Genomic DNA, 15,364 nt, shown 5'->3' with positions numbered 1-15,364 from the left:
ATGGCGCGGTGGGCGTCGCACATGAGTTCAGGTACTCAGGTGTGCCACTCTCATCGGCCCTCGGTCACCGTGCCCTCGAGGAAGGCCCGCACCGTCGCGGCGAACCCGGCAGGGTCGGTCTCGTGAACGGTGTGTCCCGTCGCGAGCTGGGCGAATCGGGTGTTGGGGCGGCGGGCCGCCATCTCCTCCGCGTGGGCCTCGGTGAGCGTGTCGCTGCGCGTGCCGTGGACGAGCAGGGCGGGGCAGTCACTGGCGAGCCAGTCGTCCCAGTGGTCGCCGTTGACCTGACCGACGGAGGTGACCATGTCCTCGGGACGGAAGGCGAGACCCCAGCCGTCGGGGTATTCGCGGACGGCGTCGGTGAGGTAGCGGGCCGACTCCCCGAGTTGTTCGACAAGCGCCGCGCGGGTGGGTGCCCGGTGCGGCCACGCCAGGCAGAAGGACAGGTCGTCCTCGATCTCGGCGCCGATGTCCTCGACGACGAGTGCGCTGACCAGTTCCGGATGGCGCGCGGCGAGCTGGTAGGCGTTGACCCCGCCCATCGAGTGGCCGAGCACCACCGGCCGTTCCAGGCCGAGATGAGCGATGAGCGCGGCAGCATCGCGGACGTATCCCTCGCGCGAGAAGTCCGGTCCCCTGTCGGAGAAGCCGTGCCCGCGCTGGTCGAGGGCCACGACACGCCAGTCCGGGCTGAGCGCCCCCGCCAGGTGGGAGAAGGTGCGCGCCTCGTTGAAGTGGCCGTGCAACGCGAGCAGAGGTCGCCCCGGACCGCCGAAGTCGAGGTAGGACAGGCGGCGCCCCTCAACGGTCATGGCCGCCCGCAGGGGCTCGGGCTGGGATGTCGACATCATGATGATCAGCCTGCCACCCTGCCGGTGCCTCGTGGCTCGACTTCTGCAAGCCGACGACTCGCTGGAGTACTTGACTTTCCGCCGGACGTCACTGTGGCGGAACGTACGTCGCGAAGCTTGGCCGACCCCGTCAGGTGGCGCTGTACTGCCTCCGGGTGGGTGCCCGGTTGACCAGCTCAGCGGCGTTCCGCGTACCGCCGCGTGAGCCGGCCGCCGCCCCATCCGCCGGCGACTGCGGCTCCGACAGCGGCGGGCCAGGCAACCGTCTCCGGAGCCCCCAACGCTGACAGCAACGCACCCACCACGCCGAACGCGGCCACGGCACCGGCGACCCACAGCGCGAATCCGAGCCTCTCCGCCGTGCAGCGTTCCAGCCTCATCCACTCATCCCTTCCAGCCTGTCGGCCACCATGAGCCGGCCGGGTCCCGCAGGCCCCGTAAGGCCCGCGTACCCCCTGCGGGCGGGGTTTCGCCTACCGGGAGGCTGCACGGCCCCCATAGCCCCTGAGCTGCTGGACGGCGAGGAGGACAAGATGAACGCCTGATCAAGCGGGGTCCGGAGGAGTACGAGGGCGGGGCCGAGGGGGCATGGCTCCTGGCCGCAGGTTGGCCACACGCGCTGGCAGAGGTGGGATGCCTGCGACTCACGGTGAGGCAAGGCGCACGCAGAGAGGGTGCCCCGGGTGGACGGGACACCCTCTCTGACCTGCAACGTTCATCACCTGCGCGGAGGCGGTGGGATTTGAACCCACGGTGACATCGCTGCCACGACGGTTTTCAAGACCGTTCCCTTCGGCCGCTCGGGCACGCCTCCCCGCGCCGGCCGGTGATCGGCGGCGCGGGGACAAGGGTAACGGGTGCGGGGGTGGCGGGTGGGGTCAGCTGTCGCCCACGCGGGAGCCCAAGGTGAGTTCCGTGGTCCGCTCCTTGCCGCCGCGTTCGTAGGTGATCGTCACCTCGTCGCCGGGCTTGTGCGTCCAGATCTCGCCGATCAGCGTCGGGCCGGAGTCGATGACCCGGTCGTCGAGCTTGGTGATGACGTCACCCGGCTTCAGGCCCGCCTTGTCCGCGGGGCCGCCCGGGTCGACGGGCTCAGTGCCGCCCACGCCCTGCTCGGTGATCTTCGCGCCGTTGGTGGTGTCCTCCAGGGAGACGGACGCGCCGATCTTGGCGTACACCGGCTTGCCGTTCTCGATCAGCTCCTGGGCGACGTACTTGGCCTGGTTGATCGGGATGGCGAAGCCGAGGCCGATGGAGCCGGCCTGGCCCGTGCCGAAGCCGCCGTTGCTGGTCGACTGGATCGCGGAGTTGATGCCGATCACGTTGCCCTGCGCGTCCAGCAGCGGACCGCCGGAGTTGCCCGGGTTGATCGACGCGTCGGTCTGCAGTGCGCTCATGTAGGAGGCCTTGCTCCCGCTGCCGTCGCTGGAGGCGACCGGGCGGTTCTTCGCGCTGATGATGCCGGTCGTCACCGTGTCGGACAGGCCGAAGGGCGCGCCGATCGCGATGGTGGAGTCGCCGACCGCCACGTCGTCGGAGTTGCCCAGGGTCAGCGGCTTGAGGTCCGACGGCGCGTTCTTCAGCTTGATGACGGCGACGTCGTACCCCTGCGCGTTGCCGACGACCTCCGCCTCGTACTTCTTGCCGTCGGGGAACGTCGCGGAGAGGTTGCCGCCGTCGACGGCTTCCGCCACCACGTGGTTGTTGGTGACGATGTGGCCCTGCTTGTCGAAGACGAAGCCGGTGCCCGTGCCGCCCTCGCCGCTGCTGCTCGCCGCCTCGATGGTGACCGTGCTGGGCAGCGCCGCCGCCACGACCGCGGCGACCGTGCCCGGGTCGCGCTTGACGTTGCCGCCGGTGGTGCCCGCCGACACGGTCGTCGAGCCGCCGCTGTCGTTCTCCCGGGCGAGCGTGTAGCCGAGGCCGCCGCCCAGGCCACCCGCGACCAGCGCGGCCACCAGGACCGCGGCGACGAGCCCGCCGCGCCCGCGGCCGTTCTTCGGCGCGGGCTGCTGGTGCGCGGCACCCCAGCCGGCGCCCCAGCCGCCACCGCCCTGGCCCGCGGCGCCGTGTCCCGCGCCGCCGGCGCCGTACGCCGGGGTGGACGGCGGGGGCGGCGGCCAGGACAGGTCGGGGGCGGAGGTGGACTCGCCCCGGTCGTGGTGGGCCTGGGAGGCCGGGGGGCCGTAGGGGTCGCCGGCCGCCGGAGCCGACCCCGGGTGCGCGCCCTGGGGTGCGGAAGCAGCGGGAGCGTCCGCCGGGGGCGGCGGAGCCGACGGGGCCGGGGGTACCGCGGTGCCCTCGTTCTCGGTGCTCACAGCTTGTCTCCTCGATCCACGGCTGTTCGGTCTCGGTCGCACTCGGGCCCGCATGTCACGCGCGCCTGACGTCCGGCGCGGCGCGGATGGAGCTGTGCACGTCTCTTTGTATGACGTCAGCTTTTCCCACACGCCGTCAGGGCACCGTAAGCCGTTCCTGTGGGTCCGGGGTCATTCTTTATATAGGGCATTACTCACGTAAGGTGCGCCACTCGATGGCTCCGACCGGACTGCCGTACCGATCACGCCACACCGCCCGCCCACCGGCCGACGCGCGGTGGCACCATGACGCGGTGACCCACGCACGTCAGCACCTGACCCGAGTCGTCGCACACCGCGGGGCGTCCGAGGACGCCCCCGAGCACACCCTGGCCGCGTACCGCAAGGCGATCGAGGACGGCGCGGACGCACTCGAGTGCGACGTACGCCTCACCGCCGACGGACACCTGGTGTGTGTACACGACCGTCGCGTCAACCGTACGTCGAACGGGCGCGGCGCCGTGTCGGCGCTCGAGCTCTCCGATCTCGCCGCGCTCGACTTCGGCTCGTGGAAGACCCGGGACGCGGCCGGCGGGCCCCGCGTCGAGGAGCCCGACTGGGAGCACCGCCCCGAGGACCGCGAGGCCACCTCCGTACTCACCCTGGAGCGGCTGCTGGAGCTCGTCGCCGACGCCGGACGCCGGGTGGAACTGGCGATCGAGACCAAGCACCCCACGCGCTGGGCGGGGCAGGTCGAGGAACGGCTGCTGGTCCTGCTCAAGCGGTTCGGGCTGGACGCGCCCGCCTCCCGCGAGGACTCGCCGGTGCGCGTCATGAGCTTCTCCGCGCGCTCCCTGCACCGCGTGCGCGCCGCGTCCCCGACGATGCCGACGGTCTACCTCATGCAGTTCGTCACACCGCGGCTGCGCGACGGGCGGCTGCCCGAGGGCGTGGACATCGCGGGCCCCTCGATCCGCATCCTGCGCAGCCACCCCGCCTACATCGAGCGCCTCAAGCGGACCGGGCGCCAGGTGCACGTCTGGACGGTCAACGAGCCGGCGGACGTCGACCTGTGCGTGGGTCTCGGCGTGGACGCCATCATCACCAACCGGCCGCGTGCGGTGCTCGACCGGCTCGGGCGCTGAGCTGCGAAGACGCCTCTTCGGTACGGATGGACGCGGTGCGGCCCGGCTCGGTCGGTGGCCCGCGAACCCGGCGGATGACAGGCCGGAAGCGGACCCCGGAACCCTCCCAGAGCGTCGCATCCGTCCCGTGTGTCCCAGTGGTTGTCGCCCACCTCTTGACCCACGGGACCGGTCGCCCACATCCTCATATCTCGGCCACATCGACGAAATCCAGCCATGCGACTACGGGGAGTGCTCCGGCGCGTTCGGTGCGTATTCGATCGTTCCAAGTGCGTCACCGCGCACGGATCGGCCGGTTTCCGGTTCAGGCCGATGGGGCATCCACACCGTGGCGTGGGGCGAAGGAGGTCTCGGGGGTGGCGTTGGTGGTGGCACAGGAGGTGCCCACGTCGTCGAGCATGGCCGTGCCCCATGGCCCTGCGGGCGTGGGGAAGGCGAGGCGCCGGATGCGCACGCAGCTGCGTGACGGAGGCGTCCCGGAATCGGTCGTCGACGATGCCGTACTGATCCTTTCCGAGCTGTTGAGCAACGCGTGCAAACACGGCCGGCCCCTGGGCGACAGCCTGGCGGGCGACGGCGACGTGCGTGCGGCCTGGCGGGTGGACCCGCGCGGCCGGCTCGTCGTCGAGGTCACCGACGGGGGCGGTCCGACCCGCCCAGCGCCTGCCACCCCGTCGGTCACCGCGCACGGCGGCCGCGGGCTCAACATCATCTCCGCGCTCTCCGACGACTGGGGCGTGCGCGACGAGGTGCCCGGGGAGGTCACGGTGTGGGTCGTCGTCCACGAGGACGTGCACGACCCGGACGCCGGGAGCTGCCACCGCCGCGAGGACTTCGCGGCACGGGTGACGGCCCCGCCGGTCGCACGCCTCACCGGGCTGGACTTCGCGGACGTCTTCGACGACCTGGACTGACCGCCCACGGTGCCGGGGCAGGCTCCCCGGCAGCCCACACCTCGTGAGACTCCGCCGGCAGCCCACACCTCGTGAGGCTCCCCCGGCAGCAGCCCGCACCTCGTAGGGCTGCCCGACACCCTGCACCGTCCAGCTCTCCCGAGAGGGCCGCCACGGGGCGCTCCGGGTTGTCCACAGGCCACCCCGTCGTCCACAGGTTCCCGTCGGCCGTGGCGCGAACGGCTAGGCTCGCGCCGTACGAGACGAGCCGTAACCGGGAGACACCCACGATGGCCAAGAAGCGACCTCAGACGAAGGCCAAGCGCCCGCAGCTCACGGACGGGCAGATCCCGGTCGTCGGCGCGCGCGAACCCTGCCCCTGCGGCAGCGGCCGCCGCTACAAGGCGTGCCACGGCCGCGCAGCCGCGCAGGCGGTGACCGAGCTGGTGCACCGCCCGTTCGAAGGCCTTCCGGGCGAGTGCGACTGGGTGGCGCTGCGCGAGCTGGTGCCCGCCGCGACCGTCGAGCTGACCCTGAAGAGCGGCCTGCCCGAGGGCGTCCCGTCCGTCACCCTGGCCACGGTGCTTCCGATGGCCTGGCCGGCGCTCCGCCGCGACGACGGCTCGGTGCTGCTCGGCCTGCAGAACGACACGCCTTCCGGCGACCTCAGCCGCGATCTCGCCGACACGCTGCAGCGCGCGCTGACCGCCGAGCCGGGCACCCCGGTGCAGGCCCGCCGTGCGCCCGCCGACGGCTCCCGGCTGCAGGACCTGCTCGACCCGGAGGGCGCTTTCGAGCCGGTCGTGCACGACGGGTTCGAGTTCTGGGTCCCGGACCCGGAGAACGCCTCGCCGGACGTCGCCGCCTCCCTGGAGCGGGCGAACGCGGCGGCGATCCCGACCGTGAAGCTGACGGGCGTGGACTCCGCGTACTGGTGCGAGACGCCCGAGAAGAACCACCTGCGGTGGGTCATGCCGCACGCGGAGGAGCAGCTCCTGGACGCGCTCGCGCGGCTGCACGCGGCGGGCCGCTCCTCCCTCGGCGAGGGCACCCGTCTGGTCGGCTCCTTCCGCGCCCACGGGCTCACCGTGCCGGTCTGGGACCTGCCGAGCGAGGTCCGCGCGGACGACGTGGAGAAGCCGGCCGCCGAGTTCGCCGAGCGGCTCGCCGCCGCACTGGCGACCGACGCCCCGCTCACCGCGGACGAGCGCCGGGCGCGCGGCGGTCTGACGAACCGCCAGGTCACGCTGAGCTGAGGCGCCGCGCACCCGGCTTCCCGCGGGTGTCCCGGGCGGGCCGAACCGCCCGGGACACATCTCCTTACGCTCGCGTAACTCCCCGTACTCACAAGCCAGTCGGTGACTGGAAACGCCGAGATCGAATTTGCTTACCGCCGATCTCTTGTTACCGTTCCAGTAGCCCGGTTGCTGGTGCATCCCCCGTCGCCAGCAACCGGGTCTTTGTGTGCCCGCCACACGCCCTCCGTCCGGGCCTCCGCACGGGCTCCCCGGGCGTCGGACAGAGACTTCCGCGTCTCACCGCTCTCTCCCCGACGGCGAGTTGCTCCCGGCCCGCAACAGCAGCCGCCCCTCCCGTGCACCGCCCGCGTGGGCGGCGAACTCCGCGACCGCCGTGTACCGCAGCGGCTCCCCCTTCAGACGTACGCGCGGCGTCTCGCACAGGGACGGGTCGTCCCCCGCCCCCGCCACGCACCGGCTCCGCACGCTGTGCCCGTCCGGACCGAGCAGGGACAGGGTCGCGTCCAGGGGCGCGCCGGTGGTGTTGCGGTAGTACGTCCGCGCCCACACGTCCTCTCCCCGCACCACCACGCACGTCTGCGCCTCCACGCCGTCGGGCGAGGACAGGGCGGGGCCACAGCGCAGGGCGGTCGACACAGGCGCGCCCGGCGGCGCCTCGTCCGCCGTCGGCGCCCGCACCAGGACGTCCCCGTCCTCCGGGACGCGGATCTCCGTTGCGCCCCACTCGGAAGCGTGGCCTCCGGGGACGCGTCCGTCGGGCGCGCTTCTCTTCTCCGCGGGGATCTCCGCAGCACCCTTCACGGGGACGGAAATCGGACGCAGATCGTCCGGCCCGGCCGAGGGATGGTTCCGGCCGTCGTCCTGGCCCGCGCAGGCGACCGCCAGCGGCAGCGTGAGCGCGCAGGCCGCCGCGACGCCCGCGAGGGCGGTCGCTCGGGCTCTGCGGGACGCCCGGGCACGTCCCCCGGCATGACGCGGCATGTCCCGGGAAGATAGCGGCCTCGCACGGGCTGCCGGGCGCGGCGCGCGACGGCGCCGCCTACATCTCGGGGGCGCTCACACCCGTACGGGTGAGGGCGTCGACCAGCACGTCCACCACGGCCTCGACGTCGGGCATCCAGGGCGACGCCGAGCCGGGCAGCGGCGCCCGCTCCCAGCGGATCTCCCCCTGCGCGGTGACCGACGGGGGCAGGGCCAGGTAGCCGCCCTCGCCGTGGAAGCGGAGGGAGCCGGGGACGAAGTCCTGGGCGTAGAGCAGTTCGCCCAGCTGCTCCAGGGAGTACGGCTTGACGAGAATCGCCCAGCGGGTCGGCGAGGCGACGACCGGGCCGAGCCGCATCCCCCGGCGGTCCAGCGCGGCGAGCGCGCGGGCGGCCGGCAGGGCGGGCAGGGACACCGCGCACGGGGCCTTGCCGCCGGTGGCGAGCACGATCGGTGCCGTCGGCCGGTTGGTCCACCACCAGCGCACCATCCGCGCGTCGGTGGTGGCGGCGAGAAGGCCGGGGTCGAACGGATGGGCGCCCGGCACCGTGCACTCCGGGTCGGGGCAGGCGCAGCGGGACCCGTCCTGCGGGTCGGCCGCCACGCCGGGGAGTACGGGCCACTGCCACTCCGCGGCGAAGGTCAGGGCCGCACCGATCAGATCGGGCCCCTCGTCACCACGCCGGGACAGGAGCCTGCGTCGCCTTCCGAGGATCTCGCGCATGAGCGCTCGTTCCTTTCCGTTGCACGCCTGGCAACACCGTGGACCATTCACGTCATGTGTCGATCACTTCACTGTGCGTACCTGTTGGCGCATCACACCCCCGCGCCGGGCAGGGGGAACCCCCAGGGGCCGGGCATGGGCTGCCTCCGCGGCCGTTCCACCCATACAGCGTCTATCAGAAGTACGGGTACGGCGTGGGGTGGCGAAGTCTGGCGTTTACCGTCGCGCGTGTTTCTCTCCGCCTCCGCCACGGGAGGATGGGGCACGGTCGTCGGTGGTTAAGACGCCCGGGTCCGTCGCCAGGTTCCCGGGCGGTTCCCAACCACCCCTGGCCTTCTCCGAGTACGTACCCATCACGACCGCTGTGACGCTCCGTCGAGCAAGGCCAGTCGACCGCAGTAAGCCTCCCCCTGAGGCAGTTTCAAGCCAACTTCGCATTTCGGCAAGAGTTCCATCGGGAGTTCTTCTCGGTCACACGGACACCAGGAATCCCAGCAGGACAATGCTGGACATCTCCTCACGAGTACGTGTACATGTGGAGACACTGCCGGCGACGCAGAACGACATGGGGGTTTGCGATGCTTTTGAGCAGTACGTACCGGCCGGAAAGCCGGACGCCATGAACGCTCCGCACCCTCCGAAAGTGGCCGGAATCGATTCAACGGTTCCCGCCCCCGCACACACTGTCGCGCCCGCCACGGGTACCACCCCGTCCGCCGCGGCACACCCCCACAGCGCCCCGGGCGCGCTGCTCCAGGACCGCCTCGCCGGCTGGGTCTCGGACCTCACCACCCTGCACGAACTGACCGAACGACTGGTCCGCGCCGGCACGCTCGACGCCGCCCTGGACGAACTGCTGCGCGCGGGAGCCGCCCTGGTGGGCGCCCGGCGCGGGCTCGTCGCCCTGGAGCCCGCCGACGGGCGCGGGCCCTCCACGACCGTCGGGCTGGGCCTCGGCCGCGCGGACCTGGGCCACTTGGAGACGGTGCCGCGCGGCGCCCTGCCGCACGGCCGGATCCTCGACGGACTGCCCGGCGGGGACGACGGCGTCGCCGAGCCCGACCTGTTCGCCGAGCAGAGCCTCGACCCCCGGCACCGTGAGGTGGCCGCCCGCCTCGGCTACGCCGCCAGCTACGCCCTGCCCCTCGCCACCGACACCGCCGGACGCCTCGGCGCGGTCGTCTGGCTGTACGACGAACCCGCCGAACCCGTCGAGCGGCAGCGCCACCTCGTCGGCCTGTACGTCCGGCACGCGGCGGAGCACCTCGCCCGGCTCCTCGAACTGGAGCACACGCGCGCGTCGATGGCCACGATGACCGAGGAGCTGCTGCCCTCCCGCCTGCCGCGGGTGGCAGGCGTGCAGCTCGCCGCGCGCCATCGCACCTGCCCGAGCGGAGGCGGGGACTGGTACGACGCGCTGCCGCTGCCGGACGCCGCGCTCGGACTCGCCGTCGGCTCCGTCACCGGGTCCGGCCCCAGCGCCGTCGCCGCGATGGGCCGGCTGCGGGCGTCCCTGCGGGCGTACGCCGTGATGGAGGGCGAGGACCCGGTCGCCGTCCTGTCCGACCTGGAGCTGTTGCTGCGGCTGACCGAGCCGGCCCGGTCGGCCACCGCGCTGTTCGGCTACTGCGAGCCCGCGGTGCGCCGGATCACCCTGGCCGGGGCCGGGCACAGCCCGCCGCTGCTGCTCGGCGAGCGCCGCACCGAGTTCGTGGAGACATCCGTCTCGGCCCCCCTCGGGATGCTCGCGTGCTGGGAGGCGCCCAGCGTGGAGGTGCAGGCGGAGGCGGGCGACACGGTGCTGCTCTACACCGACGGCCTGCTGCACCGCACCGGCGACCCGACCGACCGCGCCTTCGCCCGGTTGCACGCCGCCGCGGCCGGGGTGCCGCGGGCGCTGCGCCGCGACCCGGGCGCCGTCGCCGACCACGTACTGCGGGCGGTGCTGCCGGAGGGCGCCGAGGACGCGGACACCTCGGAGGACGTGGTGCTGCTCGCGGCGCGCTTCGACTGATCCGCCCGTCCCGCGCGCCGCTCACCGCGCGTGCCTCCCAGGTAACAGGCGCTTCCCCGGTTCGTCCGTTTCCGCCCGACCGTACGATGGGGGTGGTCCAGTGCCGTATCGAGGAGGATGACCGTGGCGGAGGAGCTGCCGGAGACCCCGGAGACTGCCGACGAGGAGCCCGTCAAGCAGCGGAAGAACGGCCTGTACCCGGGCGTGTCCGACGAGCTGGCCGAGAACATGAAGAGCGGCTGGGCCGACACCGAGTTGCACGACCTGGAGCCGATCGCCCAGGCCGCCGAGACCGCCGCCCGCCGCGCGGCGCTGTCCGCCCGCTTCCCCGGTGAGCGCCTGGTGATCCCGGCGGGCAACCTGAAGACCCGCTCGAACGACACGGAGTACCCGTTCCGGGCGTCCGTCGAGTACGCCTACCTCACCGGCAACCAGACGGAGGACGGCGTCCTCGTCATGGAGCCGACGACGGACGGCCACCAGGAGACGATCTACCTCCTGCCCCGCTCCGACCGTGAGAACGGCGAGTTCTGGCTGGACGGCCAGGGCGAGCTGTGGGTGGGCCGCCGCCACTCCCTCACCGAGGCCGAGAAGCGGTACGGCATCCCCGCCTCCGACGTCCGCGAGCTGGCCGGCGCGCTGCGCGAGGCCACCGGCCCGGTCCGTGTGGTGCGCGGCTACGACGCCGGGATCGAGGAGGCGCTGACCGACAAGGTCACCGCCGAACGCGACGAGGAACTGCGCGTCTTCCTCTCCGAGATGCGGCTCGTCAAGGACGACTTCGAGATCGGCGAGCTGCAGAAGGCCGTCGACTCCACCGTGCGCGGCTTCGAGGACGTGGTGAAGGTCCTCGACAAGGCCGAGGCCACCAGCGAGCGCTACATCGAGGGAACGTTCTTCCTGCGCGCCCGCGTCGAGGGCAACGACGTCGGCTACGGATCCATCTGCGCCGCGGGACCGCACGCCTGCACCCTGCACTGGGTGCGCAACGACGGCCCCGTCCGCTCCGGCGACCTGCTGCTGCTCGACGCCGGTGTGGAGACGCACACGTACTACACCGCCGACGTCACGCGGACGCTGCCGGTCAACGGCCGCTACACCGAGCTGCAGAAGAAGATCTACGACGCGGTGTACGACGCCCAGGAGGCGGGCATCGCGGCCGTGAAGCCGGGCGCCAAGTACCGCGACTTCCACGACGCCGCGCAGCGCGTGCTGGCCGAGCGGCTCGTCGAGTGGGGCCTGGTCGAGGGCCCGGTGGAGCGGGTGCTGGAGCTGGGCCTGCAGCGCCGCTGGACGCTGCACGGCACCGGTCACATGCTCGGCATGGACGTCCACGACTGCGCCGCCGCGCGCACCGAGACCTACGTCGACGGCACGCTGGAGCCGGGCATGGTCCTCACCGTGGAGCCGGGCCTGTACTTCCAGGCCGACGACCTGACGGTCCCCGAGGAGTACCGGGGCATCGGCGTCCGCATCGAGGACGACATCCTGGTCACCGAGGACGGCAACACGAACCTGTCCTCCGCCCTGCCCCGCCGCTCGGACGAGGTGGAGGCGTGGATGGCGGACCTCAAGGGCTGAGTCACCCCTGGCACGCATGAACGAGGGCCCCTCCCGGATCGCCGGGAGGGGCCCTCGTCGTGTGCGTCAGACCGCCGTCAGCGGCGCGTCCTCGCGCCACTTGAGGATCTTGTCGAAGCTCACCACCGCGCCGCCTCGCCCCGGCTTGTTGCCGATGTGGACGTGGTCGGCCAGTTGCTCGATGAGGCACAGGCCACGGCCGTGCTCCGCCTCGGCCGGGACGGGCTGGGGGCGGGGGCGGGGCCCGGCGGCGGGGAAGCCGGGGCCGGCGTCGGCGACCTCGATGCGGCACTTCTCGCCGTCGAGGTAGGCCGTCACCCGGAACGCCTCCGAGGTGTGGTCGCGTGCGGCGCCGCCACCGTGCTCCACGGCGTTCGCGCAGGCCTCGCTGAGGGCGACGGACAGGTCGTAGGAGATCTCGGGATCGACGCCCGCGGTCTCCATGGTGCCGAGCAGCAGGCGCCGGGCGAGCGGCACGCTGGCGGCATCACGCCGCAGATGGAGTGACCACCAGATGCTCATGCTCCAGCCTCCTGGCTGCGGCTCGACATACCGTTACGTATTGCCCTGAGTGGTGACCTGTAAGCGCGAAGTTGACGTGACACCGCCCATATGGCGGGTGTACGGGGGAGCCGATCGGTGTATGTGGGACGCCGCACCGCACAGGTGATCTTACGGTCGTACCTCATCTTGCGGACCTGGCGTACGGCGCCCCGGGGGCTGGTGCGATGATGAGGCCGCCATGTCTGCCCCTTATCCGCGCACGACGCGCGCCGGACGAGGACTCCGGATCCTGCGGGCCGCGGTGTTCGCCGCGGTCTGCGTCGTGCTGGCCGGGGCAGGCCACTCGCTCGCCTCCTGCGACGCCGTCCCGCTGTGGACGCTCGGCGCGGGATTCCTCGCGGCGGTCGCCGTCGCCGTGCCGCTCGCCGGGCGCACCCGCCCGCTGCCGGTGATCACCGCCCTGCTGGCCGGCGGGCAGACCGCGCTGCACACGCTGTTCGGACTCGGGCAGCACGGCGCGGGCGCGTCCGACGCCTCGCTGGTCGCCCAGGCCGCCCGGCTGTGGTGCGGCCCCGGCACGATCAGCCCGGCCCAGGCCGAGCGGCTCCTCGCCGACGCCCGGATCCTGCCGCACGGGCCGGGGGCCCACGAGGCCGACGCCGTGGCGGGCCCCGTGGGGTCGCTGCTGCCGTCGCTGCCGATGCTGCTCGGGCACGTCCTCGCCGCGACGGTCGCGGGATGGCTGCTGCGCCGGGGCGACCTGGCGCTGCTGCGTCTGGCCGAGCTGTCCGCGCAGGGAGTCGCCGAGGGCGCCCTCGTGCGGTCGCTGCGCGGGGCGCTGGCCCTGGTGCGGGCCCTGCGCGCCGGACTCCCCGGCGCTCCCGAGGCCGGCCCGGTCACCCCGCGCACCGCGCTGCTCCCTCCGCTTCCCCCGCGCTCCGCGGGCCTGCACCACACGGTGATCCGCCGGGGTCCCCCGGCCTCCGTCTCCGCACTCGCGCTCGCCGCCTGACGCGGGGCGACCCACCGGTCCGGGGTTCCGGACGGGACGAGGGACGCCTCCGTGCGGCACGCCTGTGCGCCGGTCCCGCCGCGTGCGCCGGGCCGTCGTCCCGCCCAGCGGAGCGACCGCCGTCCGCGCCGCGTATCCCTCACCGTCCGTGAAACCTCTACGAAGCGGAGTGCTTCTGCCATGAAGGCTTCCCGTATCGCCGCCGCCGGTGCCGTCGCCGGCGCCGCCGTCCTCGCCGTGTCCTCCCCCTGCTTCGCGCACGTCAGCGTGCAGCCCGAGGGTGAGGCCGCCAAGGGCGGCTACGCGGTCGTCGGCTTCAAGGTCCCCAACGAGCGGGACAACGCCGCGACCACCAAGCTCGAGGTCACGTTCCCGTCGGACCACCCCCTGTCGTCGGTGCAGCCGCAGCCCGTCGAGGGCTGGGACATCAAGGTCACCAAGTCGCGCCTGGCCGAGCCGCTCGAGGTGCACGGCAAGAAGATCGACGAGGCCGTCACCAAGGTCACCTGGACCGCCAAGGGCGAGGGGATCGAGCCGGGCTTCTTCCAGAAGTTCCCGGTCTCCGTCGGCACGCTGCCCGAGGACACCGACCAGCTCGTCTTCAAGGCCCTGCAGACGTACTCCAACAAGGAGGTCGTCCGCTGGATCGAGGTACCGCAGGAGGGCCAGGACGAGCCCGACAACCCGGCTCCGGTGCTGACCCTGTCCGCGCCCGCCGAGGACGGCCACGGACACGGCGCCGCCGCCGACGACAAGGCGTCCGACGACGCGGAGCAGGCCTCCGCCGAGACGACCGCCGCGTCCGGCGACTCCGGCGGCACCGACACCACCGCCCGCGTGCTGGGCGTCGTCGGCATCGTGGTCGGCGCCGCGGGCGTCGCGTACGGCGTGCTCGCCGGGCGCCGGCGCTCCGCCTGAGCCTTCCCTCTCCACGGCGCGCACCGGGCCCGGCCCGCGGCCTCCCGGTGCGCGCCGCACACCCACCTTCAGGACCATCCCATGCGCAAGAAGACCCTCGCGGCGGCGGCTCTGCTCGCCGTCGTCCCGCTGACCCTCACCGCCTGCGGCGGCGACGACGGCGACAGCGGCTCGCCCGTCTCCGTGGTGTCCGAGGAGAACGGCGGCCAGAAGGCGGCCACCGTCCTCGACAAGCCCTTCGAGAAGCCCGACCTCGTCCTCACCGACACCCAGGGCAAGCCGTACGACTTCCGCGAGCAGACCGCGGGCAGGCCCACGCTGATCTACTTCGGCTACACGCACTGCCCCGACGTCTGCCCGCTGACGATGAACAACCTCGCGGTGGCCAAGAAGCAGCTCCCGAAGGAGCAGCAGGACCAGCTGCGGATCGTGTTCGTCACCACCGACCCCGAGCGGGACACCCCGGCCGAGCTCGGCACGTGGCTCAAGGGCATCGACTCCCAGGTCGTCGGTCTGACCGGTGACTTCGCCACCATCCAGGCCGGCGCCCGCACCCTCGGCATCTCCATCGACCCGCCGCGCAAGGACGACAACGGCAAGACCGTCTCCGACCACGGCACCCAGGTCATCGCCTTCTCCCCGAAGACGGACGGCGGTTACGTCCTCTACGGCGAGGACGCCACCGTCGAGGACTACACCCAGGACCTCCCGAAGATCATCAAGGGGGAGAACCCGTGAGGCACCGCGCGGCCGCCGCCCTCGCGCTGGCCGGCGCGCTCGCCCTGACCGCGTGCGGCGGTTCGGACGACGGCTCGGCACAGCTGTCGGTAGGCGCCGCGTACATGCCGCAGCCGGTGTCGGACCTGGCGGCGGGCTTCCTCACGATCACCAACGACGGCGACGCCGCGGACCGGCTGACCTCGGTCAGCAGTGACGTCGCCCGCCAGGTCACCGTGCACGAGACCGTCGACGGGGCGATGCGGGAGGTCGAATCCCTCGACATCCCGGCCCACGGCAGCCTCGTCCTGGAGAGCGGCGGCAACCATCTGATGTTCGAGCAGCTGAAGCGCAAGCCGAAGCAGGGTCAGAAGGTCTCCGTCGAGCTGCGCTTCGCCCACTCCGACCCCGTCACGGTCGAGCTGCCGGTGAAGCCGGCCACCTACCGCCCGACGACCGGACACTGAG

14 protein-coding genes and 1 tRNA gene are annotated in these 15,364 nt (G+C 72.7%); 9 read left to right on the top strand and 6 right to left on the bottom strand.

Features of this window, described 5'->3' with window-relative positions:
* Positions 1-50: 50 nt before the first annotated feature.
* The 3 genes from ACQZOG_RS00885 to ACQZOG_RS00875 form a co-directional block, all read right to left on the bottom strand.
* A complete protein-coding gene (locus tag ACQZOG_RS00885) occupies positions 51-848 on the bottom strand; it encodes an alpha/beta fold hydrolase (protein ID WP_033273406.1) in 798 nt (265 codons plus the stop codon).
* A 730-nt stretch (positions 849-1,578) separates the two neighbouring features.
* A tRNA-Ser gene (locus ACQZOG_RS00880) sits at positions 1,579-1,665 on the bottom strand.
* A gap of 64 nt (positions 1,666-1,729) precedes the next feature.
* Positions 1,730-3,169, bottom strand: coding sequence for a S1C family serine protease (locus ACQZOG_RS00875; protein ID WP_033273321.1), 1,440 nt, complete (start codon positions 3,167-3,169; stop codon positions 1,730-1,732).
* A gap of 293 nt (positions 3,170-3,462) precedes the next feature.
* Between ACQZOG_RS00875 and ACQZOG_RS00870 the strand changes: the two genes are divergently transcribed.
* From ACQZOG_RS00870 to ACQZOG_RS00860, 3 genes are all read left to right on the top strand, one after another.
* Positions 3,463-4,293, top strand: a complete 831-nt coding sequence (locus tag ACQZOG_RS00870; RefSeq protein ID WP_033273405.1) for a glycerophosphodiester phosphodiesterase — start codon at positions 3,463-3,465, stop codon at positions 4,291-4,293.
* 269 nt (positions 4,294-4,562) lie between these two features.
* Positions 4,563-5,207: an ATP-binding protein gene (locus ACQZOG_RS00865; RefSeq protein ID WP_063833249.1), complete on the top strand. Its 645-nt coding sequence runs from the start codon at positions 4,563-4,565 to the stop codon at positions 5,205-5,207.
* 269 nt (positions 5,208-5,476) lie between these two features.
* Entirely contained in the window at positions 5,477-6,442 is a 966-nt protein-coding gene (locus ACQZOG_RS00860; protein WP_033273319.1) for a DUF5926 family protein, read from the top strand.
* A 279-nt stretch (positions 6,443-6,721) separates the two neighbouring features.
* Here the strand turns inward: ACQZOG_RS00860 and ACQZOG_RS00855 are convergent, their stop codons facing one another.
* On the bottom strand, positions 6,722-7,426 hold the full coding sequence (locus ACQZOG_RS00855; protein WP_033273318.1) for a hypothetical protein: 705 nt from the start codon (positions 7,424-7,426) through the stop codon (positions 6,722-6,724).
* Between the two features lie 58 nt (positions 7,427-7,484).
* Positions 7,485-8,150, bottom strand: coding sequence for a bifunctional DNA primase/polymerase (locus tag ACQZOG_RS00850; RefSeq protein ID WP_033273317.1), 666 nt, complete (start codon positions 8,148-8,150; stop codon positions 7,485-7,487).
* Positions 8,151-8,652: 502 nt separating this feature from the next.
* Here ACQZOG_RS00850 and ACQZOG_RS00845 point away from each other — a divergent pair.
* Together ACQZOG_RS00845 and ACQZOG_RS00840 are read left to right on the top strand one after the other, a co-directional pair.
* On the top strand, positions 8,653-10,164 hold the full coding sequence (locus ACQZOG_RS00845) for a PP2C family protein-serine/threonine phosphatase (protein WP_191878801.1): 1,512 nt from the start codon (positions 8,653-8,655) through the stop codon (positions 10,162-10,164).
* Positions 10,165-10,281: 117 nt separating this feature from the next.
* Complete coding sequence (locus ACQZOG_RS00840) at positions 10,282-11,745, top strand: aminopeptidase P family protein (protein ID WP_033273315.1); 1,464 nt, start codon at positions 10,282-10,284, stop codon at positions 11,743-11,745.
* Positions 11,746-11,811: 66 nt separating this feature from the next.
* Here the strand turns inward: ACQZOG_RS00840 and ACQZOG_RS00835 are convergent, their stop codons facing one another.
* Entirely contained in the window at positions 11,812-12,267 is a 456-nt protein-coding gene (locus ACQZOG_RS00835; RefSeq protein ID WP_033273314.1) for an ATP-binding protein, read from the bottom strand.
* Positions 12,268-12,487: 220 nt separating this feature from the next.
* Here ACQZOG_RS00835 and ACQZOG_RS00830 point away from each other — a divergent pair, with 220 nt between their 5' ends.
* From ACQZOG_RS00830 to ACQZOG_RS00815, 4 genes are all read left to right on the top strand, one after another.
* Positions 12,488-13,261 carry a hypothetical protein gene (locus tag ACQZOG_RS00830; protein ID WP_058916477.1) on the top strand — a complete coding sequence of 258 codons (774 nt, stop codon included), beginning with the start codon at positions 12,488-12,490 and terminating at the stop codon, positions 13,259-13,261.
* Positions 13,262-13,441: 180 nt separating this feature from the next.
* Positions 13,442-14,179 (top strand): YcnI family copper-binding membrane protein, encoded by a 738-nt coding sequence (locus tag ACQZOG_RS00825; protein WP_033273312.1) that lies wholly within the window; start codon positions 13,442-13,444, stop codon positions 14,177-14,179.
* Between the two features lie 81 nt (positions 14,180-14,260).
* Complete coding sequence (locus tag ACQZOG_RS00820; protein ID WP_037640550.1) at positions 14,261-14,917, top strand: SCO family protein; 657 nt, start codon at positions 14,261-14,263, stop codon at positions 14,915-14,917.
* Positions 14,914-15,363, top strand: coding sequence for a copper chaperone PCu(A)C (locus ACQZOG_RS00815; RefSeq protein WP_033273310.1), 450 nt, complete (start codon positions 14,914-14,916; stop codon positions 15,361-15,363). The genes ACQZOG_RS00820 and ACQZOG_RS00815 overlap by 4 nt, the downstream gene beginning before the upstream one ends.
* The last annotated feature ends 1 nt before the right edge of the window (position 15,364 follow it).

Source organism: Streptomyces sp. P13-3-3 (genome assembly GCF_050571355.1).
In the GTDB taxonomy this organism is placed as follows: domain Bacteria; phylum Actinomycetota; class Actinomycetes; order Streptomycetales; family Streptomycetaceae; genus Streptomyces; species Streptomyces althioticus.
This window is presented reverse-complemented; position numbering and strand designations above follow the sequence as displayed.